22 protein-coding genes are annotated in these 23,130 nt (G+C 62.9%); all 22 read left to right on the top strand.

From position 1 onward, the window contains the following. Positions 1 to 131: 131 nt before the first annotated feature. The 22 genes from C2862_RS12365 (at position 132) to hisA (ending at position 23,122) form a co-directional block, all read left to right on the top strand. A complete protein-coding gene (locus C2862_RS12365; RefSeq protein ID WP_136220434.1) occupies positions 132 to 1,295 on the top strand; it encodes a PAS domain-containing sensor histidine kinase in 1,164 nt (387 codons plus the stop codon). A 15-nt stretch (positions 1,296 to 1,310) separates the two neighbouring features. Then, positions 1,311 to 1,991: a response regulator transcription factor gene (locus tag C2862_RS12370; protein WP_136220435.1), complete on the top strand. Its 681-nt coding sequence runs from the start codon at positions 1,311 to 1,313 to the stop codon at positions 1,989 to 1,991. A gap of 218 nt (positions 1,992 to 2,209) precedes the next feature. Further along, on the top strand, positions 2,210 to 2,914 hold the full coding sequence (locus tag C2862_RS12375) for a transposase (protein ID WP_136220436.1): 705 nt from the start codon (positions 2,210 to 2,212) through the stop codon (positions 2,912 to 2,914). A gap of 279 nt (positions 2,915 to 3,193) precedes the next feature. Next, entirely contained in the window at positions 3,194 to 7,915 is a 4,722-nt protein-coding gene (locus C2862_RS12380) for a glutamate synthase-related protein (protein WP_136220437.1), read from the top strand. Positions 7,916 to 8,007: 92 nt separating this feature from the next. Beyond that, positions 8,008 to 9,471: a glutamate synthase subunit beta gene (locus C2862_RS12385; protein ID WP_136220438.1), complete on the top strand. Its 1,464-nt coding sequence runs from the start codon at positions 8,008 to 8,010 to the stop codon at positions 9,469 to 9,471. A gap of 352 nt (positions 9,472 to 9,823) precedes the next feature. After that, on the top strand, positions 9,824 to 10,627 hold the full coding sequence (locus C2862_RS12390; protein ID WP_136220439.1) for an ABC transporter ATP-binding protein: 804 nt from the start codon (positions 9,824 to 9,826) through the stop codon (positions 10,625 to 10,627). Further along, complete coding sequence (gene mlaE / locus C2862_RS12395) at positions 10,624 to 11,406, top strand: lipid asymmetry maintenance ABC transporter permease subunit MlaE (protein ID WP_136220440.1); 783 nt, start codon at positions 10,624 to 10,626, stop codon at positions 11,404 to 11,406. The genes C2862_RS12390 and mlaE overlap by 4 nt, the downstream gene beginning before the upstream one ends. Positions 11,407 to 11,467: 61 nt before the next feature. Then, the gene (gene mlaD / locus C2862_RS12400) at positions 11,468 to 11,941 is read left to right on the top strand and encodes an outer membrane lipid asymmetry maintenance protein MlaD (RefSeq protein WP_136220441.1); all 474 of its coding nucleotides are present in this window, start codon (positions 11,468 to 11,470) and stop codon (positions 11,939 to 11,941) included. Continuing rightward, complete coding sequence (locus C2862_RS12405; protein ID WP_136220442.1) at positions 11,938 to 12,750, top strand: VacJ family lipoprotein; 813 nt, start codon at positions 11,938 to 11,940, stop codon at positions 12,748 to 12,750. The genes mlaD and C2862_RS12405 overlap by 4 nt, the downstream gene beginning before the upstream one ends. A gap of 74 nt (positions 12,751 to 12,824) precedes the next feature. Beyond that, positions 12,825 to 13,472 carry a phospholipid-binding protein MlaC gene (locus tag C2862_RS12410; protein ID WP_136220443.1) on the top strand — a complete coding sequence of 216 codons (648 nt, stop codon included), beginning with the start codon at positions 12,825 to 12,827 and terminating at the stop codon, positions 13,470 to 13,472. Continuing rightward, on the top strand, positions 13,473 to 13,748 hold the full coding sequence (locus C2862_RS12415) for a lipid asymmetry maintenance protein MlaB (protein WP_136220444.1): 276 nt from the start codon (positions 13,473 to 13,475) through the stop codon (positions 13,746 to 13,748). A gap of 166 nt (positions 13,749 to 13,914) precedes the next feature. Then, positions 13,915 to 14,829, top strand: coding sequence for an ABC transporter ATP-binding protein (locus C2862_RS12420; protein WP_136220445.1), 915 nt, complete (start codon positions 13,915 to 13,917; stop codon positions 14,827 to 14,829). Beyond that, entirely contained in the window at positions 14,826 to 15,593 is a 768-nt protein-coding gene (locus C2862_RS12425; protein WP_136220446.1) for an ABC transporter permease, read from the top strand. The genes C2862_RS12420 and C2862_RS12425 overlap by 4 nt, the downstream gene beginning before the upstream one ends. Positions 15,594 to 15,609: 16 nt before the next feature. Continuing rightward, the gene (locus tag C2862_RS12430; RefSeq protein ID WP_056341013.1) at positions 15,610 to 15,846 is read left to right on the top strand and encodes a BolA family protein; all 237 of its coding nucleotides are present in this window, start codon (positions 15,610 to 15,612) and stop codon (positions 15,844 to 15,846) included. Beyond that, positions 15,847 to 17,097 carry a UDP-N-acetylglucosamine 1-carboxyvinyltransferase gene (gene murA, locus C2862_RS12435; RefSeq protein ID WP_136220447.1) on the top strand — a complete coding sequence of 417 codons (1,251 nt, stop codon included), beginning with the start codon at positions 15,847 to 15,849 and terminating at the stop codon, positions 17,095 to 17,097. Positions 17,098 to 17,104: 7 nt separating this feature from the next. Continuing rightward, the gene (gene hisG / locus C2862_RS12440) at positions 17,105 to 17,788 is read left to right on the top strand and encodes an ATP phosphoribosyltransferase (protein ID WP_136220448.1); all 684 of its coding nucleotides are present in this window, start codon (positions 17,105 to 17,107) and stop codon (positions 17,786 to 17,788) included. Positions 17,789 to 17,791: 3 nt separating this feature from the next. Beyond that, on the top strand, positions 17,792 to 19,108 hold the full coding sequence (gene hisD / locus C2862_RS12445) for a histidinol dehydrogenase (RefSeq protein ID WP_136220449.1): 1,317 nt from the start codon (positions 17,792 to 17,794) through the stop codon (positions 19,106 to 19,108). Continuing rightward, positions 19,105 to 19,950, top strand: a complete 846-nt coding sequence (locus tag C2862_RS12450; protein ID WP_136220450.1) for a site-specific DNA-methyltransferase — start codon at positions 19,105 to 19,107, stop codon at positions 19,948 to 19,950. Before hisD ends, C2862_RS12450 begins: the two co-directional genes overlap by 4 nt. Next, entirely contained in the window at positions 19,947 to 21,041 is a 1,095-nt protein-coding gene (hisC, locus tag C2862_RS12455; RefSeq protein ID WP_136220451.1) for a histidinol-phosphate transaminase, read from the top strand. Before C2862_RS12450 ends, hisC begins: the two co-directional genes overlap by 4 nt. 27 nt (positions 21,042 to 21,068) lie before the next feature. Beyond that, on the top strand, positions 21,069 to 21,659 hold the full coding sequence (gene hisB, locus C2862_RS12460) for an imidazoleglycerol-phosphate dehydratase HisB (RefSeq protein WP_136220452.1): 591 nt from the start codon (positions 21,069 to 21,071) through the stop codon (positions 21,657 to 21,659). A 4-nt stretch (positions 21,660 to 21,663) separates the two neighbouring features. Continuing rightward, positions 21,664 to 22,305 (top strand): imidazole glycerol phosphate synthase subunit HisH, encoded by a 642-nt coding sequence (gene hisH, locus C2862_RS12465; RefSeq protein ID WP_136220453.1) that lies wholly within the window; start codon positions 21,664 to 21,666, stop codon positions 22,303 to 22,305. 40 nt (positions 22,306 to 22,345) lie between these two features. Next, positions 22,346 to 23,122 carry a 1-(5-phosphoribosyl)-5-[(5-phosphoribosylamino)methylideneamino]imidazole-4-carboxamide isomerase gene (gene hisA, locus C2862_RS12470; protein WP_136220454.1) on the top strand — a complete coding sequence of 259 codons (777 nt, stop codon included), beginning with the start codon at positions 22,346 to 22,348 and terminating at the stop codon, positions 23,120 to 23,122. The last annotated feature ends 8 nt before the right edge of the window (positions 23,123 to 23,130 follow it).

The raw sequence follows: 23,130 nt of genomic DNA on the forward strand, positions 1-23,130 counted from the left end.
TTATGTATGATGCAATTTTAGGTAATTGATATTGCAACAACGCTTGCCTATACAGAAGGGTATTCCCAGCTATATACTCCTTGCGCACTAGTTCAGTGCGCTGATTGTACTAATTTCTAGAAGGGTGTTTGATGAACCGCAGCGCCAGTAGCGACTGTTCCGGCCATGCCGGCGTGGCGCTGTCCGAGCAGTTCCGCGTGATTGCCGAGATCGGTGGCGACGTTGCCTTCAGCATCGATTGCGCCAGCGGCCAGCTGCGCTATGTCAGCCCTGCGATCGAACAACTGCTCGGCTACACCCCGGAGCAAATCGTGGCCGATTTCGGTGCCGGCGCCGAGGGGCCGCTGGCCGTGCTGCATGCCGGCGTGCCGGAGCGCATGCGGCGCCTGCGCGCGGGCGACCGCAGCCGCCTGCGCCTGGTGCGCGAGACCGAGCTGCAAGGCGCACACGGGTATCCGGTGCCGGTCGAAGTCATCTCTTCCCTGCTGTGCGACGACGACGGGCGGCCCCAGGCCCTGGTCGGCCTGCTGCGCGACCTGTCGCCGCGGCGCCTGCGCGAAGCCGAGCAAAAGCGCTTCGCCAGCATGCTGAACCACGAATTTCGCACGCCCCTGTCCACCATTGACGGCGCGATCCAGCGCCTCGAGGCCACCAGCCCGCATACCGACGAGGCGACGCGCGCCCGCTACCGCAAGATCGCCGTCGCCACCGACCGCCTGATCGGCATGCTCGACGATTACCTGTCGCCCGAACGCATGGCCGGCATCGGCAGCGAGCGCCAGCCGACCACGGTGGCGCCACGTATCCTGCTGGAGGAGGGCGCGGCCCAGCTGCGCGCGGCCGGGCGCACAGCCAGCATCAAGGCGCGCGAACTGCCCGAAACCCTGCGCTGCGATCCCGAAGGCTTGCGCCTGGCCTTAAAAGTCCTGGTCGACAACGCGATCGCGTATTCACCGGCCACCTCCCCGGTGGTGTTGGGAGGACGCCTGGCCGCCAGCGGCATCGAACTGGCCGTGCGCGACCATGGCCCGGGTGTGCCGCGCGACGAGCAAACCCGGGTCTTCGACAAGTTTTACCGTGGCAGCAACGCTGCCGGCATGCCGGGCAGCGGCCTGGGCCTGTACATGGCGCGCTCGATCGTCGAGGTACACGGCGGCGTCCTCAGCCTGGTCACGCCGAGCGGCGGTGGCGCCGAATTCCGCATCTGGCTGCCGATCGCCGGCGCTGCGAAGTTGCTTGCGCGCCAAGGCACGACACCCGATAATCCCGCGCTGCCCTCCGGCAACCCAACATGAAGAACGTGTAAGCCCATGACGCAGATATTGATTGTGGAAGACAACGGCGATTACGCCGGGGACATGGCCGATTTCCTGCGCGAACTCGAGCATGAAGTCACCATCGCCACCTCCGCCAGCGAGATGTGGGCGGCCCTGACGCGCACGCCCGCCGCGGTGGTCGTGCTCGACCTCGGCCTGCCCGACGAGGACGGTTTTACGGTGATCCCGCGCATGCGCCAGCTGTATCCGGAAATCGGCCTGCTGGTGCTGACCGGCCGCGTCGCCTTCGACAACCGCATCCTCGGCCTGCAGCTGGGCGCCGACCACTATCTGACGAAACCGATCAAGTTCCCGGAACTGGCCGCCCACATCGAAGCCCTGGGCCGCCGCGTGCGTCCGAGCGAGCCGGCCCCGGCGCCCGTGAAATGGACCCTGCGCGTGAGCGCGCGCCAGCTCGAGCTGAGCGGCAAGGTGATCGATCTGACGGAGAAGGAGTTCAATTTCCTGCACCTGCTGACGATCAATACGCGCCCGGTGCCGCGCGCCACCATCGTGGCCGGCATGGGAGGAGATGATCCGGACGCCAGCCGCCGCGTCGACATGCTGGTGTATCGCCTGCGCAAGAAGACGAGAAGCGCGCTGGGACAGGAGCTGCCGCTGCGTAGCGCGTATGGCGAGGGTTACAGCCTCTCGGCAGGCTTTACGCTGGCTTGATCGTCGTTTGTAGGGTGGGCATTCCATGCCCACGCGGTGCAACCCTTCCTGATCGAAACGTGTTTTCGACCCGCACATGCCGCACCGCGTGGGCATGAATGCCCACCCTACAAAATCGGGACAGAGTCAATGGTAAAATTTCCCTTGCTTAAAATAAATGAGGGACACAGTCTTCCCACCGCGCTAGAATACGCTTATCTGCCTCATTCTTGCGCACCATGGCCCGCCAACCCCGCCTGATCCTCCCGAAGCAAGCCCACCACATCCTCCAGCGCGGCAACGATCGCCAGCGCATCTTCCGCGAGCCGGCCGATTACGAGCGTTTCCTGGCCTGGCTGGCAGAAGCCGCCCGCTTTTATAAAGTGGCGATCCACGCCTACGTGCTGCTGCCGACCCAGCTGCAGCTGCTGGCCACGCCCGAAACCGAGGAAGGTCTGGCGGCCATGATGCAAAAGCTCGGCCGTCTCTACGTTCCCTGGTACAACGGCAAGTACGAGCGCGCCGGCGGGCTGTTCGAAGGACGGTTCCGCACGGCCGTGGTCGAACCCGACCGTCATCTGCTGATGTGCAGTCGCTTCATCGAGCTGGCGCCGGTGCGCGAGGGGGAGGGGGCCGAGCCGGCGGTGTATCTGTGGTCGAGCTACCGCCACCATGCCGGCATGGCGCCCGATGCCGTCGTCACCGACCACGCCCTGTTCTGGGGGCTGGGCAATACGCCCTTCCAGCGCGAGGCGGCGTATATCGAGTGGGTGGAGCAAGGCATCGGCCCGGACGAGCTGGCGCAGGTGACCGGCGCCGTACAAAAGGGGCAGCCGCTCGGCTCCCATGCTTTCAAGCTCGAACTCGAGCGCCAGACCCAGCGCCGCATCCTGCCGGCCAAGCGCGGCCGGCCATTCAAAGTGCCTCCTGCGACAGCCGCCTGAACCCTGCATCAGCCGTTCGGTCATCCTCGGCTATCGCGCAATGTTTGCGCTGCTCATCTTTTAGGCATAGCAATTTCCTGCTGACCTAGTAGGAAAAGGCCGAATTTTCGCTGCTCGGAAAGTCACTTTATTACCATGATTCGACCTGTCCCTATTTATGTCATCCTTGCCGAGTGAATGAATTAATTCGACTCCGACCCTCATTGTTCCACTTGCAGCCTTTGTTGCATTGCACTATTCTCGGCCTTCAACCCCTGAAAAGCTGTGGAGAGTCCCGCAATGATTGCCCAAGGTTTATACGATCCCGCCAATGAACATGACGCCTGCGGCGTCGGTTTCATCGCCCATATCAAGGGCAACAAAAGCCATTCCATCATCGACCAGGGGTTATTGATCCTTAAAAACCTGGACCACCGGGGCGCCGTCGGTGCCGATCCGCTGATGGGCGACGGTGCCGGTATCCTGATCCAGATTCCCGACCAGTATTTCCGCGACGAGATGGCCAAGCAGGGCGTCGAGCTGCCGCCGCCCGGAGAATACGGCGTCGGCATGGTGTTCCTGCCGAAGGAACACGCGTCGCGCATCGCCTGCGAACAGGAAATCGAGCGCGCCGTGCGCATCGAAGGCCAGGTCGTGCTCGGCTGGCGCAATGTGCCGGTCGACGAAGCGATGCCGATGTCGCCGACCGTGAAAGCCAAGGAACCGGTGATTCGCCAAATCTTTATTGGCCGCGGTCCGGACATCATGGTCACCGACGCGCTCGAGCGTAAGCTGTACGTGATCCGCAAATCCTCAGGCCACGCGATCCAGGCATTGAAACTCCTGCACGGCAAGGAATTCTTCGTGCCCTCGATGTCGGCCCGTACGATCGTCTATAAAGGCCTGCTGCTGGCCGACCAGGTCGGCGTCTACTTCAAGGATCTGCAAGATCCGCGCTGCGTCTCCGCGCTCGCCCTGGTGCACCAGCGCTTCTCGACGAATACCTTCCCGGAATGGCCGCTGGCCCACCCCTACCGCCTGATTGCCCACAACGGAGAAATTAATACCGTCAAAGGCAATTTCAACTGGACCCGTGCCCGCGAAGGCATGATGAAGTCGGCCGTGCTGGGCGAGGACCTGAATAAACTGTTCCCGCTCATTTACGAAGGCCAGTCCGACACCGCCTGCTTCGACAACGCCCTGGAACTGCTGGTGATGGCGGGTTACCCGATCGCCCAGGCAATGATGATGATGATTCCCGAAGCCTGGGAAAATCATTCGGCGATGGACGACAACCGCAAGGCCTTCTACGAATACCACGCGGCGATGATGGAACCATGGGACGGCCCCGCCGCCATGGCGTTTACGGACGGCCGCCACATCGGCGGCACCCTGGACCGCAACGGCCTGCGTCCGGCCCGTTACGTCGTCACCGAAGACGACCTGGTCGTGATGGCTTCCGAGTCGGGCGTGCTGCCGATCCCGGAATCGCGCATCGTCAAGAAGTGGAGACTGCAGCCAGGAAAAATGTTCCTGATCGACCTGGAAGCGGGCCGCATCATCGACGACAAAGAGTTGAAAGACACCTATTCGAACGCCAAGCCCTATAAAGCCTGGATCAAATCGGTGCGCATCAAGCTCAACGAAATCAAGCTGAGCGAATCGCAGCTGGCGCAGAACCGTGCAAAAGACACCCCGGCCCAGGGCGAAAAGGCGGCCATCTCGCTTCTCGACCGCCAGCAAGCCTTCGGCTACACCCAGGAAGACCTGAAATTCCTGATGGCGCCGATGGCGGTGCTGGCCGAAGAAGCGACCGGTTCGATGGGCAACGACTCGCCGCTGGCGGTGATGTCGAACAAGCTCAAACCTTTGTACAACTATTTCAAACAATTGTTTGCCCAGGTGACGAACCCGCCGATCGACCCGATCCGCGAAGCGATGGTGATGTCGCTGGTCTCGTTCATCGGTCCAAAGCCGAACCTGCTGGACACGAACAACGTCAACCCGCCGATGCGTTTGGAGGTATCGCAGCCGGTGCTCGGTTTCGACGACATGGCGCGCCTGCGCAATATCAGCCTGCATACCGGCGGCAAGTTCAAATCGTATGAACTGAATATCTGCTACCCGGTCGCCTGGGGCAAGGAGGGCATCGAAGCCTCCCTGGCCTCGCTGTGCGCGGAAGCGGTCGACGCCGTCAAATCGGGCCACAACATCCTGATCGTTTCGGACCGCGCGGTCTCGAGCGAGACCGTGGCGATTCCGGCCCTGCTGGCAACCTCGACCATCCACCAGCACCTGGTGATGCGCGGCCTGCGCGCCTCCACCGGCCTGGTGGTCGAAACCGGCTCGGCCCGCGAAACCCACCACTTCGCCCTGCTGGCCGGCTACGGCGCGGAAGCCGTGCACCCGTACCTGGCGCTGGAAACCCTGACCGATCTCGCCCAGCACCTGCCGCACGAGATGGATCCGAGCGCCGCCGCTTATAACTACACAAAGGCGATCGGCAAGGGCCTCATGAAGGTGATGTCGAAGATGGGCATCTCGACCTACATGTCCTACTGCGGCGCCCAGATCTTCGAGGCCGTCGGCCTGAATAAATCGCTGGTCGACAAGTACTTCCGCGGCACCTCGTCGACGGTGGAAGGGATCGGCTTGTTCGAAGTGGCGGAAGAAGCGCTGCGCCTGCACAACCTGGCCTTCGGCGCCGATCCGCTGCTGGCGAACGCGCTGGACACGGGCGGCGAGTATGCCTTCCGCGTGCGCGGCGAAGACCACATGTGGACGCCGGACTCGATCGCGAAACTGCAGCACGCGACCCGCGCCAACAACTTCAGCACCTATAAAGAATACGCCCAGATCATCAACGACCAGAGCCGCCGCCACCTGACGCTGCGCGGCCTGTTCGAATTCAAGATCGATCCGAGTAAAGCGATTCCGCTGGGCGAAGTCGAGCCGGCGAAAGAGATCGTGAAGCGTTTTGCGACCGGTGCGATGTCGCTCGGTTCGATCTCGACCGAAGCGCATGCGACGCTGGCGATCGCCATGAACCGCATCGGCGGAAAGTCGAACACGGGCGAAGGCGGCGAAGACCCGCTGCGCTACATCAACGAGTTCAAGGGAATCAAAATTTCCAAGGGCGAAACCCTGGCCTCGGTGCTCGGCTCCGACCGCGTGGCTGCCGACATTCCGCTGGAAGAGGGCGATTCGCTGCGCTCGAAGATCAAGCAGGTCGCCTCGGGCCGCTTCGGCGTCACCGCGGAATACCTGAACGCCGCCGACCAGATCCAGATCAAGATGGCGCAGGGCGCGAAACCGGGCGAAGGCGGTCAGCTGCCGGGCCACAAGGTGTCGGAATACATTGCCTCGCTGCGCTTCTCGGTGCCGGGCGTGGGCCTGATCTCTCCGCCGCCGCACCACGACATCTATTCGATCGAAGACCTGGCACAGCTGATCCACGACCTGAAAAACGCAAACCCGCGCGCGTCGATCTCCGTGAAACTGGTGTCGGAAGTCGGTATCGGCACCGTCGCCGCGGGCGTCTCGAAAGCCAAGGCGGACCACGTGGTGGTGGCCGGCCACGATGGCGGCACCGGCGCTTCGCCGCTGTCCTCCGTCAAACACGCCGGTACGCCGTGGGAGCTGGGCCTGGCGGAAACCCAGCAGACCCTGGTGCTGAACGGTTTACGAAGCCGCATCCGCGTGCAGGCCGACGGCCAGATGAAGACCGGCCGCGACGTCGTGATCGCCGCCATGCTCGGCGCTGACGAGATCGGTTTCGCCACGGCCCCGCTGGTGGTCGAAGGCTGCATCATGATGCGCAAGTGCCACCTGAACACGTGTCCTGTGGGCGTGGCGACGCAAGACCCTGTCCTGCGCGCCAAATTCCAGGGCAAGCCGGAACACGTGGTGAATTATTTCTTCTTCGTGGCCGAAGAAGCGCGCCAGCTGATGGCCCAGCTCGGCATCCGCAGCTACGACGAACTGATCGGCCGTGCCGACCTGCTGGACAAATCGAAGGCGATCACGCACTGGAAGGCGCAAGGCCTGGACTTCAGCAACATCTTCTATCAGCCGAAGACGGATTCGCTGCGCAACCTGTTCCACAGCGACGAGCAGGACCATGGCCTGGACAAGGCACTGGACCACAAGCTGATCGCGCAGGCGAAAGCGGCACTGGAAAAGGGCGAGCGCGTCTCCTTCATTTCTCCGGTGCGCAACGTGAACCGCACGGTCGGCACCATGCTCTCGGGCGAAGTCGCCAAGCGCTATGGTCACGCCGGCTTGCCGGACGACACCATCCACATCCAGCTGCAAGGCACGGCCGGCCAGTCGGCGGCCGCCTTCCTGGCGCAAGGCATCACGCTCGACCTGGTGGGCGAAGGCAACGACTACGTCGGCAAAGGCCTGTCGGGCGGCCGTGTGATCGTGCGTCCGAACACGGAATTCCGTGGCTGGGCGGTGGACAACATCATCGTCGGCAACACCGTGCTGTACGGCGCGATTTCCGGTGAAGCCTTCTTCAACGGCGTGGCCGGCGAACGCTTCGCGGTGCGTAACTCGGGCGCCACCGCGGTCGTGGAAGGTTGCGGCGACCATGGTTGCGAATACATGACCGGCGGTACCGTCGTGGTGCTGGGCGAGACCGGACGCAACTTCGCGGCCGGCATGTCGGGCGGCGTGGCCTATGTCTACGATCCGAAGGACGAGTTCGCCGCACGCTGCAACACGACCATGGTGAACCTGGAGCGTGTCGTCTCGGCGAAAGAGCAGGGCGACGTCTCCGGCTGGCACAGCCAGAGCCGCGGCAGCGAGCGTGAGGCCGACGAGGTCATCCTGCGCCGCCTGATCGAGCGCCATTTCAAGTACACCGGCAGCACCCGTGCCCGCAACCTGCTGGACGACTGGGCCAACAGCCGCGGCAAATTCGTAAAAGTCTTCCCGACCGACTACAAGCGCGCGCTGGAAGAAATGCACAACAGCAGCATGGAAGAAGCGAACGACAAAATCGAACTCGCGGCATAACGCAGCTCGACCCGTAAGGTGGGCAGGTTTCCTGCCCACGCGTTCAACCAGCTGCAAAGCAGCCGCTGCATCGAGATTAAAAGGAATAAAACGTGGGCAAAATCACCGGCTTCATGGAATTTCAACGGCAGGAAGAAGATCACCTGGAACCTGCCGCACGCGTCAAGAACTACAAAGAATTCGTTGTCACCCTGACCGACGGCCAAGCCAAGGTGCAGGGCGCACGCTGCATGGATTGCGGCATCCCCTTCTGCAATACCGGCTGCCCGGTCAACAACCAGATCCCCGACTGGAACGATCTGGTGTATCACAACAATTACCGTGCAGCGATCGACAACCTGCACTCGACCAACAACTTCCCAGAAGTGACCGGCCGCATCTGCCCGGCACCCTGCGAAGCGGCCTGCACGCTCGGCATCAACAACGACCCGGTCGGCATCAAGTCGATCGAGCGCAAGATTGCCGACAACGCCTTTGAACACGGCTATGTCGTGCCGCAGCCGCCGGCCGTGAAAACGGGTAAAAAAGTGGCGGTGGTTGGTTCCGGCCCAGCCGGCCTGGCAGCCGCCCAGCAGCTGGCGCGCGCCGGCCACGATGTCACCGTGTTCGAGAAGAGCGACCGCATCGGCGGCCTGCTGCGCTACGGTATCCCCGACTTCAAGATGGAAAAGGGCCTGATCGACCGTCGCATGGAGCAGATGCAGGCCGAGGGCGTCACCTTCCGTACCAGCGTCCTGATCGGCAAGGATTTCCCGGCCACGGTCAGCAACATGGCGCGCGACACGATTTTCCCGGAAGATCTGCAGGCCGAATTCGATGCGGTCGTGATGGCCGGCGGCGCCGAGCAGCCGCGTGACTTGCCGGTGCCGGGACGCGAACTGAAAGGCGTGCACTTCGCCATGGACTTCCTGCCCCAGCAAAACCGGGTGAATGCCGGCGATAAATTGAAAGACCAGATCAAGGCGACCGGCAAACACGTGGTCGTGATCGGCGGCGGCGATACCGGTTCCGACTGCGTCGGCACCTCGAACCGCCACGGCGCGGCCACGGTGACCCAGTTCGAGCTGATGCCGATGCCGCCCGAGCATGAAAACAAACCCCTGGTCTGGCCCTACTGGCCGACCAAGCTGCGCACCTCGTCCTCGCACGAGGAGGGCTGCGAACGCGATTTCGCCGTGGCGACCAAGCGCTTCGAGGGTAAAAACGGCAAAGTCGAGAAGCTGATCGCCTGCCGCGTCGAGTGGAAAGACGGCAAGATGACCGAAGTGCCGAACAGCGAATTCGAGCTGAAGGCCGACCTCGTGTTCCTGGCCATGGGTTTTGTCTCCCCGGTGCAGCAGGTGCTCGACGCCTTCGGCGTGCAGAAGGATGCGCGCGGTAACGCGCGGGCGACGACCGAGGGCGAGACCTGCTACCAGACCTCGGTGCCGAAGGTCTTCGTGGCCGGCGACATGCGCCGCGGCCAGTCGCTGGTGGTGTGGGCGATCCGCGAAGGCCGCCAGTGCGCGCGGGCGGTGGATGAGTTCCTGATGGGCTCGTCGGTACTGCCGCGCTAAATTAGTTAAGGTAATTAGACGTAGGGTGGAGTCCTGACTCCACGCGTACAACGGTTGAGTCGCATACTCCATATCGACTCGCCCATTGCAAACGCGTGGAGTCGGGACTCCACCCTACATTTCGCTTATTGCTACTGCCTCCGAGAAATGTTGGTTTATGTCAACAAATTGCAATGTTGACATATATGCATATCTCAACAAAAACAATGACTTGCGGCAGGAAATATCTGACTTCTCGGTTATTAGTGTTGTAGGCGCGCGTCGAAACGAGGCGTGAAACGGGGGTGTCTCAAGCAGGGATTGCCGTTTCTGCACTACAATACGGGATTCTTTACATCCGATTATCCCCTCTGTGTCTAACCTTGTAGAAATACGCGATCTCGAGTTCGGTTACGGCGAACGCAAGATCCTGTCGAACCTGCGCATGGATTTCCCTCGCGGCAAGCTGATTGCCGTGATGGGTGGTTCCGGCTGCGGCAAGACCACGGTGTTGCGCCTGATCGGCGGCCAGATCCGTCCGCAGCGCGGTTCGGTGCGGGTCGGCGGCGAGGTCGTGCACGAGCTGCGCACCGAGGGCCTGTACCGCCTGCGCCGCCGGATGGGCATGCTGTTCCAGTTCGGCGCCCTGTTCACCGATTTGACCGTCTTCGACAACGTCGCCTTTCCGCTGCGCGAGCATACCGACTTGCCGGAAGAGCTGATCCGCGACCTGGTGCTGATGAAGCTGAACGCGGTCGGCCTGCGTAACGCCTCGAAACTCAAGCCGGGCGAGATTTCCGGCGGCATGGCGCGCCGCGTCGCCGTTGCCCGTGCCATCGCGCTCGACCCTGAACTGATCATGTACGACGAGCCCTTCGCCGGCCTCGACCCGATCTCGATGGGCCTGACCGCCAGCCTGATCCGCAACCTGAACGATGCGCTGGGGTCGACCTCGATCCTGGTCTCGCACGACGTCAACGAAACCTTCGCCATCGCCGACTACGTCTACTTCATGTCGGCGGGCAAGATCGTGGCCGAAGGCACGCCGGCCGAGCTGCGTGTCTCGCAAGATCCTTACGTCAAACAGTTCGTGAACGCCGAGCCCGACGGTCCGGTGCCCTTCCACTATCCGGGTAAGTCGCTGGCCGACGACCTGGGCCTGGGAGCGCCGCGATGATCATGCGTGTCTTTGAAAGCACGGGCGCCACCGTGCGCGAATCGATCGAAAGCCTGGGTTTTGCCACGCGCGCCTTTTTTAATTTGCTGCGCTTTTCGCCGGGTGCATGGCGTCGTCCGACCCTGATTTCCGAGCAAATTCACTTTATTGGCAACTACTCGCTGGTCATCACCATCGTCTCCGGCCTCTTCGTCGGTCTCGTGCTGGGCCTGCAGTTCTACGTGAACCTGATCCAGTTCGGCGCCGAGGAAAAGCTCGGTTCGCTGACCGCGCTGTCGCTGATCCGCGAACTCGGTCCGGTCGTCACGGCGCTCCTGTTCGCGGGCCGCGCCGGTACCTCGCTCACGGCCGAGATCGGCCTGATGAAGGCGGGCGAGCAGCTGTCGGCCATGGAAATGATGGCCGTGAATCCGGTGGCGCGCGTGCTGGCGCCGCGTTTCTGGGGCGGCGTGATCGCCATGCCGGTGCTGGCCGCCGTGTTCTCGGCCGTCGGCATCATCGGCAGCTACCTGGTCGCCGTGAAAATGCTGAGCCTGGACGAAGGCGCCTTCTGGTCGCAGATGCAGGCCGGCGTCGACGTGCGCCGCGATGTCGTGAGCAGCGTCATCAAAAGCTTCGTGTTCGGCATTGCCGTGACCTTCACGGCCGTGTTCCAGGGTTACCACGTGAAGCCGACCCCGGCCGACGTGGCGCGCGCGACCACGCGTACCGTCGTCATCGCCTCGCTGCTGGTCCTGGGCCTGGACTTCGTGATGACCGCCCTGATGTTCACTCAGTAAAGAATTAATAAAAACCGTTTCGTTTGGCCGCGCACAGACGGCCTGAATACTAGGAAATACTATGCACCGTAAAATCATCGATGTCTGGGTCGGCCTGTTCGTCCTGCTGGGCGCCGCCGCCATCCTGTTCCTCGCGCTGCAGGCGGGGAATATGAGCTCGCTGTCGTTTGCCGAAACCTATACCGTCGTTGGCAAGTTCGACAACATTGGTGGATTGAAGCCACAGGCGCCAGTCAAGAGCGCCGGTGTCGTGGTCGGCCGGGTGGGCGACATCAGTTTCGACGACAAAACCTTCCAGGCCATGGTGAGCCTCGACCTGGATCCAAACTACAAGTTCCCGAAAGATTCGTCGCTCAAGATCCTGACCGCAGGCCTGCTGGGCGAGCAATACATTGGCATCGAACCGGGCGGCGACACCAAGAACCTCGTCGACGGCGATCGAATCAACCGTACGCAATCGGCCACCGTGCTGGAAGACCTGATCAATCAGTTCATCTACAGCAAGGCTGCCGAAGGAAAGGAAGGCAGTGAATGAAGAGCAAGAACAAAGACAACACTCTGCCGCGCTGGCGCGGACTGGCGCTGGCGGCTGCTAGCTGCGTCGTCCTGGCCGGCTGCGCGGCCCCGAGCAATCCGCAAGACCCGCTGGAAAAATTCAACCGCGCTACCTTCGCCTTCAACGACGCGGTCGACCGCGTGGCCCTGAAGCCGGCCGCCACCGCCTACAAGAATGTGCTGCCGGGCTTCGTGCAAACGGGCGTCAGCAACTTCTTCGGCAACCTGTCGGATGTCTGGAGCTCGGCGAATAACCTGATGCAGGGCAAGGGTCAGGAAGGCATGAGCGACTTCATGCGTGTTGCGATCAACTCGACCTTCGGTATCGCCGGCGTGCTCGACATCGCCTCGGAGGCGGGCCTGCAGAAACACAACGAAGATTTCGGCCAGACCCTGGGTGTGTGGGGCGTTCCAAGCGGTCCCTACTTGATGTTGCCATTGTTGGGCCCATCTACGATTCGTGACACCGCTGCATTGCCTGCTGACATCTGGGCTGATCCGTGGTCGAACAAGAATCCTGAGCACGTGCGCAACATTGGTGTTGCCGTGCGTGCCGTCGACCAACGTGCCTCGGTGCTGGAAGCATCGAACCTGTTCGAGGAAGCCGCGCTCGACCGTTACGAGTTCATCCGTGACGGTTACCTGCAACGCCGCCAGAGCCGGATTTACGACGGCGAATCGGGCCCCGAAAAGGATGCGCCGAAGGAAAAGCCGAAGGATGAAGCGCAGTCGAACACGCAAGTGGTGCCGGAACCGGCATCGAGCGCGACCGAAACGCAGCGGAAGTAAGAGTTCGTAAAACAGCTCGCATGCGGCACGACCTGTCCTGCAAGCTGTCTCATCAAATACAGAAAAGAGAGCTTATGAAACCAATCGCCCAACTCATCGCCACCGCCGCTACCTTTGCCTTCGCCACCAGCGTGATCGCCGCACCGGCCCCGGCCGCCAACGAGGCACCGGACGTGCTCGTCAAGCGCATCAGCGCCGACGTGATCGAGACCGTGAAGTCCGACAAGGACATCCAGGCCGGCAACCGCAACAAGATCATGGAACTCGTCAATTCCAAGATCCTGCCGTATGTCGACGCCGAAAAAATGACGGCGCAAGCCGCCGGCCGCTTCTGGCGCCAGGCCACTCCGGAACAGCAAAAGCGCCTGTCGGAAGAATTCCGCACGCTGCTGGTCTACACTTACTCGGGCGCGCTGTCGCAGATCAAGAACGAAACCATCGAGTTCAAGCCGATGCGTAACGACGCGGCCGACACCGAAGTCGAAGTGCGTTCCCAGGTGAACGTCACCCGCGGCGAGCCGATCACGCTGAACTACCGCCTGGCCAAGGGTCCGCAAGGCTGGAAGATCTACGACATCAACGTGCTGGGCGCCTGGCTGGTCGAAACCTACAAGGGCACCTTCGCGGCCGAGATCAACAAGTCGGGTATCGATGGCCTGATCAACAAACTGGCCGAGCGTAACAAGCAGCTGGCCAGCAAGCCGCTGAAGGCCCCCAAGTAAATGGCTGAAGCAAATCCGATGCTCTCGCTCGACGCCCTGACCTTCGAGACCGCCAATGCGGCCCTGGAGCAGGGCTGCGCCGCGATCCGGGCCGGCGAGACCGTGTTCGACCTGGGCGGCGTGCGCGCCGCCGACTCGTCCGGCGTGGCCCTGCTGCTGGCCTGGCAGCGCCGTGCCCGCGATGCGGGGCAGAAACTCACATTCATCAACGTGCCAGGCAATATCGATGCGTTGACGCATCTGTACGGCCTGGAAGACGTGCTGGCGCGCGCGTAATCGCATCGCTGTTTCCGGGGCGGTCCACACGGCCCCGGATCATTCCTCCCTCTATGCCCACGGCATGTCCAATGCCGCCGGGCTCTTGTATTTCCGATTTCACCTATAATGGGCCGTTTCCCCGCCCGGCTTGCGTGCGCCCGCACGGCGGCCACATCCAAGAACAATGACAGCGATCCAGATTAACAGCGTCGAGAAGAGCTACAAGGCCTTTAAGGCCCTGAAAGGCGTGTCTCTCACCATCGAACAGGGCGAATTCTTCGGCCTGCTCGGCCCCAACGGCGCCGGCAAGACGACCCTGATTTCCACCATCGCCGGCCTGATCCGGCCCGACGTCGGCAGCGTGCAGATCCACGGCCACGACGTCGTCACCGATTTCCGCGAAGCCCGCAAGAAGCTGGGCGTCGTGCCGCAGGAACTGGTGTTCGATCCCTTCTTCACGGTGCGCGAAACCCTGCGCCTGCAGTCGGGATACTTCGGCATCAAGAACAACGACAAGTGGATCGACGAGGTCATGGAAAACCTCGATTTGACCAGCAAAGCCGACGTCAACATGCGCGCCCTGTCGGGCGGCATGAAGCGGCGCGTACTGGTGGCGCAGGCGCTGGTCCATAAACCGCCCGTCATCGTGCTGGACGAGCCGACCGCCGGCGTCGACGTCGAGCTGCGCCAGACCCTCTGGAAATTCATTTCGCGCCTGAACCGCGAAGGCGGGCACACGGTCGTGCTGACCACCCACTACCTGGAAGAAGCGCAAGCCATGTGCCAGCGCGTGGCCATGCTGAAATCCGGGCAAGTTGTCGCGCTCGACACGATGAATGCGCTGCTGCGCCGCGTGTCCGGCTCGCAACTGATCGTGCACCTGAAAAGCGGCGACTTGCCGCAAGACCTGCGCCACCTGGTCTCGCATGACGAGCACCAGAATGGCAACAAATACAGCCTGCGCGTGAACGATTACGCCGAGGTCGAGCCGATCCTGGCACGCCTGCGCGCGAGCGGCGCCGTCATCGACGAGATGCAGCTGCAGCAAGCCGATCTCGAAGATATCTTCCTGCAAATCATGGAAAAGGGTGCCCTGTGAGCGTCGTGTCCGTAGGGTTCCGTACCCTGTTCTACAAAGAGATGCTGCGCTTCTGGAAAGTCGCGACGCAGACGATTGCCGCGCCGATCCTGACGGCCATGCTCTACCTGCTGATCTTCGGCCACGTGCTGGAAGGGCGGGTCGAGGTGTATCCGGGCGTGTCCTACACCGCCTTCCTGGTGCCGGGCCTGGTGATGATGAGCGTGCTGCAGAATGCCTTCGCCAACTCGTCGTCCTCGCTGATCCAGTCCAAGATCACGGGCAACCTGGTCTTCATCCTGCTGCCGCCGCTGTCGCACTGGGAAATCCTGCTCGCCTATGTGGCCGCGTCCGTCGTGCGTGGCCTGGCGGTCGGCGCCGGCGTGTTCGCGATCACCGCCTGGTTCGCGCACCTGAGCTTTGCGGCGCCGCTGTGGATCATCGTGTTCGCCATCATGGGCGCGGCCATCCTCGGCACGCTGGGCGTGATCGCCGGTATCTGGGCCGATAAATTCGACCAGCTGGCCGCGTTCCAGAACTTCCTGATCATGCCGGCCACCTTCCTGGCCGGGGTGTTCTATTCGATCCACTCGCTGCCCGCATTCTGGCAGGCGGTCTCGCATTTCAACCCGTTCTTTTATATGATTGACGGGTTCCGCCACGGCTTCTTCGGCCAGTCCGACATCTCGCCGTGGACCAGCCTTGCCATCGTCTGCGCCTTCTTCGCGGTGCTCGCGGCAGTGGCGATCAATTTGCTCCGCCGCGGCTACAAGCTGCGTCACTGAAACCTTAGGAATTATCGTGTCGACCACTCCAGAACTGATCCACAGCTACATCGAAAACGGCCTGCAATGCACGCACCTGCAAGTCGAGGGCGATGGCCGTCACTTCTCGGCCCTGATCGTGTCCCCGGCCTTTGCCGGCAAGCGTCCGATCCAGCGCCACCAGCTGGTCTATGCGGCGCTGGGCGACCGCATGCGCGAAGAAATCCACGCGCTGTCGATGAAGACCCTGACCCCTGAAGAATACGGAGGCTAAATGGACAAGCTTCAAATTGTTGGCGGCAAGCGCCTGAACGGCGAGATCGCGGTATCGGGCGCCAAGAACGCGGCGCTGCCGATCCTGTGCGCAGGCCTACTGAGCAGCGGCGACGTCGAACTGTCGAACGTGCCGCGCCTGCACGACGTCAAGACCATCCTGAAACTGCTCGAGCAGACCGGCCTGAAGGTGACCCAGGACGACGAAAACGTCACCCTGAACGGCGCCAACATCACCAGCCTGGAAGCGCCGTATGAACTGGTGAAGACCATGCGCGCCTCGATCCTGGTGCTCGGTCCCCTGCTGGCGCGCTTCGGCGAAGCCAAGGTGTCCTTGCCGGGCGGCTGCGCGATCGGTTCGCGCCCTGTCGACCAGCACATCAAGGGCCTGCGCGCGATGGGCGCCGAGATCACCATCGAAGGCGGCTACATCTACGCCAAGGCGAAAAAGCTGAAGGGCGCGCGCATCCTGACCGACATGATCACGGTCACCGGCACCGAAAACCTCCTGATGGCCGCGACCCTGGCCGAAGGCGAGACGGTGCTGGAAAACGCGGCACGCGAACCGGAAGTCACGGACCTCGCCAACCTGCTGGTGGCAATGGGCGCGAAGATCGAAGGCATCGGCACCGATCGCCTGGTGATCCAGGGCGTCTCCGAACTGCATGGCGCCAAGCACGCCGTGATCTCGGACCGCATCGAAGCGGCGACTTTCCTGTGCGCGGTCGCGGCCACCGGCGGCGACATCGTGCTGACCAATACCCGCACCGACATCTTCGACGTCGCGCTGGATAAGCTGCGCGAAGTCGGCCTGCAGATGGACATCGGTTCGAATACGATCCGTGCGCGCATGGACGGCCGTCCGCAGCCGGTCTCGTTCCGCACGACCGAATACCCGGGCTTCCCGACCGACATGCAGGCCCAGTTCATGGCCGTGAACACGATCGCCGCCGGCCCGAGCCGCGTGACCGAGACCATTTTTGAAAACCGCTTCATGCACGTGCAGGAGATGAACCGCCTCGGCGCCTTCATCTCGACCGAGGGGAATACGGCCTTCATCAAGGGCGTCGAACGCCTGGTGGGCGCGCCCGTGATGGCGACCGACCTGCGCGCCTCGGCTTCGCTGGTGATCGCCGGCATGGCGGCCGAAGGAACGACCCTGATCGACCGCATCTACCACCTCGACCGCGGCTACGACCGCATGGAAGTCAAATTGTCGAAGGTGGGCGCCGACATCGTGCGCATCAAATAAAAGAGCTATGAGCATCGCAACACAATCGACCGACTCCGGTCTGATCCTCGCGCTCTCGAAAGGGCGCATTTTCGAAGACACGCTGCCGCTGCTGGAAGCGGCCGGCATCGTCGTCACCGAGAATCCGGAAACCTCGCGTAAACTCATCCTGGCGACCAACGATCCGGGTGTACGCGTGCTGATCGTGCGCGCCAGCGACGTGCCGACCTATGTGCAGTACGGCGCGGCCGATTTCGGCGTGGCCGGCAAGGACGTACTGCTCGAGCACGGCGGCGAAGGGCTATATCAACCGGTCGACCTGAACATCGCCTGCTGCCGCATGTCGGTGGCGGTGAATGCCGGCTTCGATTACGAGACCGCCGTGCGCCAGGGCGCGCGCCTGCGCGTGGCGACCAAGTTCACCCACACCGCGCGCGAGCATTTCGCCAGCAAGGGCGTGCACGTCGACCTCATCAAACTGTACGGCTCGATGGAACTGGCGCCGCTGGTCGGCCTGTCGGACGCCATCGTCGACGTGGTCTCGACCGGCAACACGCTGCGCGCGAACAACCTGGTCGAAGTCGAGAAGATCATGGAGATCTCCTCGCGCCTGGTCGTCAACCAGGCCGCCTTGAAACTCAAGCGCGCACGCCTGCAACCCATCATCGAGGCTTTCGAAAAAGCGTCGGCACTTCAAACGAAACAAGGCTGAACCATGGCAGTACAGATCCGCACACTCGACTCCACCCACGACGGTTTCAAACAGCAGCTGCATGCGCTGCTGGCGTTCGAGGCCGAGACCGACGACGCGATCGAAACGGCCGTGAGTAAGATCCTGGCCGATGTGAAGAAACGCGGTAACGCCGCCGTGCTCGAGTACACGAATCGTTTCGACCGCGTGAACGCGCAGGACGTGGCCGCCTTCGACCTGCCGCAAAGCGAATTGCAGGCCGCACTCAGCGCGTTGCCCGACGCCCAGCGCCAGGCGCTGCAGACGGCCGCTGAACGGATCCGCGTGTTCCACGAGCGCCAGAAGCAAGAACTGAACGGTTTTACCTATACCGAGCCGGATGGCACGGTGCTGGGCCAGCGCGTCACGCCGCTCGACCGCGTCGGTATCTACGTCCCCGGCGGTAAAGCCGCGTATCCCTCGTCGGTCCTGATGAATGCGATTCCGGCGCAGGTAGCCGGCGTCAAGGACATCGTGATGGTGGTGCCGACTCCGGACGGCGTGAAAAACCAGATGGTGCTGGCCGCCGCCGCGATTGCCGGCGTGACGCGCGTTATCACCATCGGCGGCGCCCAAGCCGTCGCGGCCCTCGCTTACGGCACCGAGACGATTCCGGCCGTCGATAAGATCGTCGGCCCCGGCAACGCCTATGTCGCCGCTGCCAAGCGCCGCGTGTTCGGCACGGTCGGCATCGACATGATCGCCGGTCCTTCGGAAATCCTGGTGCTGTGCGACGGCACGACCGACCCGGACTGGGTCGCGATGGACCTGTTCTCGCAGGCCGAGCACGACGAACTGGCGCAGGCAATTTTGCTGTGCCCGGACGCCGAGTACATCGCGCGCGTGCAAGCCAGCATTCACAAGCTGCTGCCTACCATGCCGCGTCACGAAACCATCACCACCTCGCTGACCGACCGCGGCGCGCTCATCAAAGTGCGCGACATGGACGAGGCCTGCGCGATCGCCAACGACATCGCCGCCGAGCACCTGGAAATCTCGGCGGAAAACCCGCAGCAATGGGCCGACAAAATCCGCCACGCGGGTGCGATGTTCATCGGCCGCTTCTCGTCCGAATCGCTGGGCGATTACTGCTGCGGTCCGAACCACGTGCTGCCGACTTCGCGCACGGCGCGTTTCTCGTCGCCGCTGGGCGTGTACGATTTCCAGAAGCGCTCTTCGATCCTGCACGTGAGCGAGGCGGGTGCCCAGACCCTGGGTAAAGTGGCGGCCGAACTGGCCTACGGCGAAGGTCTGCAGGCGCACGCGCGCAGCGCCGAGCTGCGTCTAAAGTCCAAGTCATGACGGACTGGGTCAACCAGGTCTTCTGCGAGGATGCGCTGGCGGGCCTGGCGCGCATCCCCGACAGTTCGGTCGACCTGATCCTGACCGACCCGCCCTACAACCTCGGCAAGGACTACGGCAACGGCTCCGACCAGCAAAGCGTCGAAGCCTACCTGGAGTGGACCGAACGCTGGATCGACGCCGCGCTGCCGAAGCTCAAGCCCAACGGCAGCCTGTACATCTTCCTCACCTGGCGCTTCGCGCCCGAGATCTTCGTCATGCTGAAAAAACGCATGACGATGATGAACGAGATTATCTGGGACCGCCGCGTGCCCTCGATGGGCGGCAGCGTGCGCAGCTTCAGTTCCGTGCACGACACCATCGGCTTTTTTGTGAACCGCAAGGATTACTACTTCGATCTCGACTCGGTGCGCATTCCCTATGACGCGGCGACCAAGAAGGCGCGCTCGCGCTCGATCTTCGTCGGCGCCAAGTGGCTCGAAGTTGGCTACAACCCGAAGGATTTATGGAGCGTGTCGCGCCTGCACCGCGAGCATCCGGAGCGCGCCGACCATCCGACCCAGAAGCCGTTGGAAATCATCGAACGCATGATCAAGGCGTCCTGCCCACCAGGCGGCGTCGTGCTTGACCCCTTCATGGGCAGCGGCACCACGGCGATCGCCGCGCGCCGCCTGGGGCGCCAGTACGCCGGGTTCGAACTCAATCCTGAGTACTGCGCCATCATCGACGCGCGCCTGGCCGCGCCGGAACCGCAACTGACCATCAAACAACGCAAGAGTATCGCCCGCGCCGCCAAGCTCGATGCGCGCGCCGGCGCTGCCACCACCGAGGAACAAGCATGAGTATCGATAACCTGATCGCCAACGTGATCCGCGCCGACGTGCGCGCTGCCGGCGCCTACGTGGTGCCCGATGCGTCCGGCTTCATCAAGCTCGACGCGATGGAAAACCCGTACGAGCTGCCGGCCGAACTGCGCCAGGAACTGGGCCAGCGCCTGGCCGACGCCGTGCTGAACCGCTATCCGGTGGCGTCCTACGCGACGCTGAAGGAAAAAGTAAAAAACAAGCTCGGCATCCCGGCCGGCTTCGATGTCATGCTCGGCAACGGGTCCGATGAGCTGATCCAGATCGTGACCACGACGGTGGCGAGCCAGGAACGGCGCGCGTCCGTGCTGGCCCCGGTGCCGGCCTTCGTCATGTATGCGCGCTCGGCCCAGTTCGCGGGCGCCGACTTCGTCGGCGTGAAGCTGAAAGCCGACTTCACGCTCGACATGGAAGCCATGCTGGCGGCGATCGCCCTGCACCGGCCGGCCGTCGTATTCCTGGCCTACCCGAACAACCCGACCGGCAACCTGTTCGCCGTCGAGGATATCGAGGCGATCCTGCACGCGCAGGGCGAGCACGGCATCGTGGTGTTGGACGAAGCGTATCAACCCTTCGCCCGCGAAACCTTCATGGACCGCGTGAAAGAGTTCGAGAACCTGGTCGTGATGCGCACCGTCTCCAAACTCGGCCTGGCCGGCATCCGCCTCGGCTACATGACGGCCGCGCCCGAGCTGCTGGCCGAGTTCGAGAAGGTGCGTCCACCCTACAACGTCAACGTGCTGACCCAGGTGGCGGCCGAGTTCGTGCTCGAGCATATCGATGTACTCGACGCCCAGGCCGCCAGCATCAATGCCGAGCGCGAGCGCCTGAGCGCCGAACTGGCGGCGCTGCCGGGAGTCGAAGTATTTGCTTCAAGCGCGAATTTCATTTTGCTGCGCGTGCCGGATGCCGCCGCCGTCTGCGCAAAAGTGTACGACGCAAGGGTGCTGATCAAGAATTTGAGTAAAATGCACGGGATGCTGGCCAATTGCATCCGCGTCACGGTCAGCACCCCGGAAGAAAATTCCGCATTCCTGAATGCCCTCAAGGCCGCGCTGACGCAAGCGTAGGCGGCCCTGAACCGACGAGCACCCCTCATGACCCGCACCGCAGACATCACCCGCAACACCAACGAGACGCAGATCCGCGTCTCGGTCAACCTCGACGGTACCGGCCGCCAGAAACTGAACACCGGCGTGCCCTTCCTCGACCACATGCTCGACCAGATCGCGCGCCACGGCATGATCGACCTGGAAGTCGAGGCCGTCGGCGACCTGCACATCGACGCCCACCACACGGTCGAGGACACCGGCATCACGCTCGGCATGGCGATCGCCAAGGCGGTCGGCGACAAGAAAGGCATGACCCGCTACGGCCATTCCTACGTGCCGCTGGACGAGGCGCTGTCGCGCGTGGTCATCGATTTCTCGGGCCGTCCCGGCCTGGAAATGCACATCCCCTGGACGCGCGCGATGATCGGCACCTACGACGTCGACCTGACGGGCGAATTCTTCCGCGGCTTCGTCAACCACGCCGGCGTCACCCTGCACATCGATAACCTGCGCGGCGTGAACGCGCACCACCAGTGCGAGACGGTCTTCAAAGCCTTCGGGCGCGCGCTGCGCATGGCGACCACGCTCGACGAGCGCGCCGCCGGCATCATCCCGTCCACCAAAGGCAGCCTGTAAGCTTATGGCGAACAAGATCGTAGTAGTGGATGGCCTGGGCAACCTGCGTTCGGTAGCGCAGGCCCTGCGCGCCGCGGCGCCGGAGGCCGACATCCTGGTCTCGAACCAGGCCGCCGACATCGACGCCGCCGACCGTATCGTGCTGCCGGGCCAGGGCGCGATGCGCGACTGCATGAACAGCCTGCGCGAATCCGGCGCCGAGGAAGCCCTGCTGCGCGCCGTGAAAACCCGTCCGGTGATGGGCGTCTGCGTCGGCGAACAGATGCTATTCGACGAGAGCGAAGAAAATGGCGGCACCCCGGGCCTCGGTATCCTGCCGGGCAAGGTGGTACGGTTCCAGTTAGATGGAAAGGTGCAGGCCGACGGCTCACGTTTTAAAGTGCCGCAGATGGGCTGGAACCGCGTCCGGCAGACCCGCAGCCACCCGCTGTGGGACGGCGTCGACGATAGTACCTATTTCTACTTCGTGCACAGCTATTACGTCGCGCCGGACGTCGCGAGCGACACCATTGGCGAGACCGACTACGGCGGCCTGTACACCTGCGCCGTCGCACGCGACAATCTGGTCGCCACCCAGTTCCACCCCGAGAAAAGCGCGGCCGCCGGGCTGCGCCTGTACCGCAATTTCATCCACTGGAATCCGTGACGTTTAACCTCACTCCACCGTTCACTTACACACCACGACCATGCTGCTGATCCCCGCCATCGACCTGAAAGACGGTCACTGCGTTCGCCTGAAACAAGGCGATATGGACCTCGCCACCGTCTTCTCCGAAGACCCCGCCGAAATGGCCCTGCATTGGCTCAAGAAGGGCGCGCGCCGCCTGCACCTGGTCGACCTGAACGGCGCCTTCGCCGGCAAACCGAAGAACGAGCCGGCCATCAAATCGATCCTGCAAGTGGTCCAGGAATTCGCCGAAGACAACGGCATCGACGAGATCCCCGTCCAGCTGGGCGGCGGCATCCGCGATCTCGACACCATCGAGCGCTACCTGGACGACGGCATCAGCTACATCATCGTCGGCACCGCCGCCGTGAAGAACCCGGGCTTCCTGCACGACGCCTGCGGCGCCTTCCCCGGCTCGATCATCGTCGGCCTCGATGCCAAGGACGGTAAAGTGGCCACCGATGGCTGGAGCAAGATGTCCGGCCACGAAGTCATCGACCTGGCCCAGAAATTCGAGGGCTATGGCGTCGAATCGATCATCTACACGGATATTGGCCGCGACGGCATGATGGGCGGCGTGAACATCGAAGCGACCGTACGCCTGGCGCAGGCGGTGCGCATCCCGATCATCGCTTCCGGCGGCCTGCACAACCTGGCCGACGTCGAGGCCCTGTGCGCGGTGCAGGACGAAGGCATCGAAGGTGTCATTTGCGGCCGCTCGATCTACGAAGGCACGCTCGACCTGGCCTCGGCCCAGGCGCGCGCCGACGAACTGACCGAGGGCGAACAGGCTTAAGGAGCCTC

The sequence above is a fragment of the Massilia sp. Mn16-1_5 genome, from assembly GCF_004798585.1.
Classification (GTDB): Bacteria; Pseudomonadota; Gammaproteobacteria; order Burkholderiales; family Burkholderiaceae_D; genus Telluria.

Bases quoted from the DNA above. Each gene is read 5' to 3' on its own strand.
- hisG (WP_136220448.1), top strand. From the start codon at position 17,105: ATGAGCATCGCAACACAATCGACCGACTCCGGTCTGATCCTCGCGCTC.
- hisH (WP_136220453.1), top strand. From the start codon at position 21,664: ATGGCGAACAAGATCGTAGTAGTGGATGGCCTGGGCAACCTGCGTTCG.
- C2862_RS12370 (WP_136220435.1), top strand. From the start codon at position 1,311: ATGACGCAGATATTGATTGTGGAAGACAACGGCGATTACGCCGGGGAC.
- hisA (WP_136220454.1), top strand. From the start codon at position 22,346: ATGCTGCTGATCCCCGCCATCGACCTGAAAGACGGTCACTGCGTTCGC.
- hisB (WP_136220452.1), top strand. From the start codon at position 21,069: ATGACCCGCACCGCAGACATCACCCGCAACACCAACGAGACGCAGATC.
- hisC (WP_136220451.1), top strand. From the start codon at position 19,947: ATGAGTATCGATAACCTGATCGCCAACGTGATCCGCGCCGACGTGCGC.
- C2862_RS12405 (WP_136220442.1), top strand. From the start codon at position 11,938: ATGAAGAGCAAGAACAAAGACAACACTCTGCCGCGCTGGCGCGGACTG.
- mlaE (WP_136220440.1), top strand. From the start codon at position 10,624: ATGATCATGCGTGTCTTTGAAAGCACGGGCGCCACCGTGCGCGAATCG.
- C2862_RS12375 (WP_136220436.1), top strand. From the start codon at position 2,210: ATGGCCCGCCAACCCCGCCTGATCCTCCCGAAGCAAGCCCACCACATC.
- C2862_RS12420 (WP_136220445.1), top strand. From the start codon at position 13,915: ATGACAGCGATCCAGATTAACAGCGTCGAGAAGAGCTACAAGGCCTTT.
- C2862_RS12365 (WP_136220434.1), top strand. From the start codon at position 132: ATGAACCGCAGCGCCAGTAGCGACTGTTCCGGCCATGCCGGCGTGGCG.
- mlaD (WP_136220441.1), top strand. From the start codon at position 11,468: ATGCACCGTAAAATCATCGATGTCTGGGTCGGCCTGTTCGTCCTGCTG.
- hisD (WP_136220449.1), top strand. From the start codon at position 17,792: ATGGCAGTACAGATCCGCACACTCGACTCCACCCACGACGGTTTCAAA.
- C2862_RS12450 (WP_136220450.1), top strand. From the start codon at position 19,105: ATGACGGACTGGGTCAACCAGGTCTTCTGCGAGGATGCGCTGGCGGGC.
- C2862_RS12410 (WP_136220443.1), top strand. From the start codon at position 12,825: ATGAAACCAATCGCCCAACTCATCGCCACCGCCGCTACCTTTGCCTTC.
- murA (WP_136220447.1), top strand. From the start codon at position 15,847: ATGGACAAGCTTCAAATTGTTGGCGGCAAGCGCCTGAACGGCGAGATC.
- C2862_RS12415 (WP_136220444.1), top strand. From the start codon at position 13,473: ATGGCTGAAGCAAATCCGATGCTCTCGCTCGACGCCCTGACCTTCGAG.
- C2862_RS12380 (WP_136220437.1), top strand. From the start codon at position 3,194: ATGATTGCCCAAGGTTTATACGATCCCGCCAATGAACATGACGCCTGC.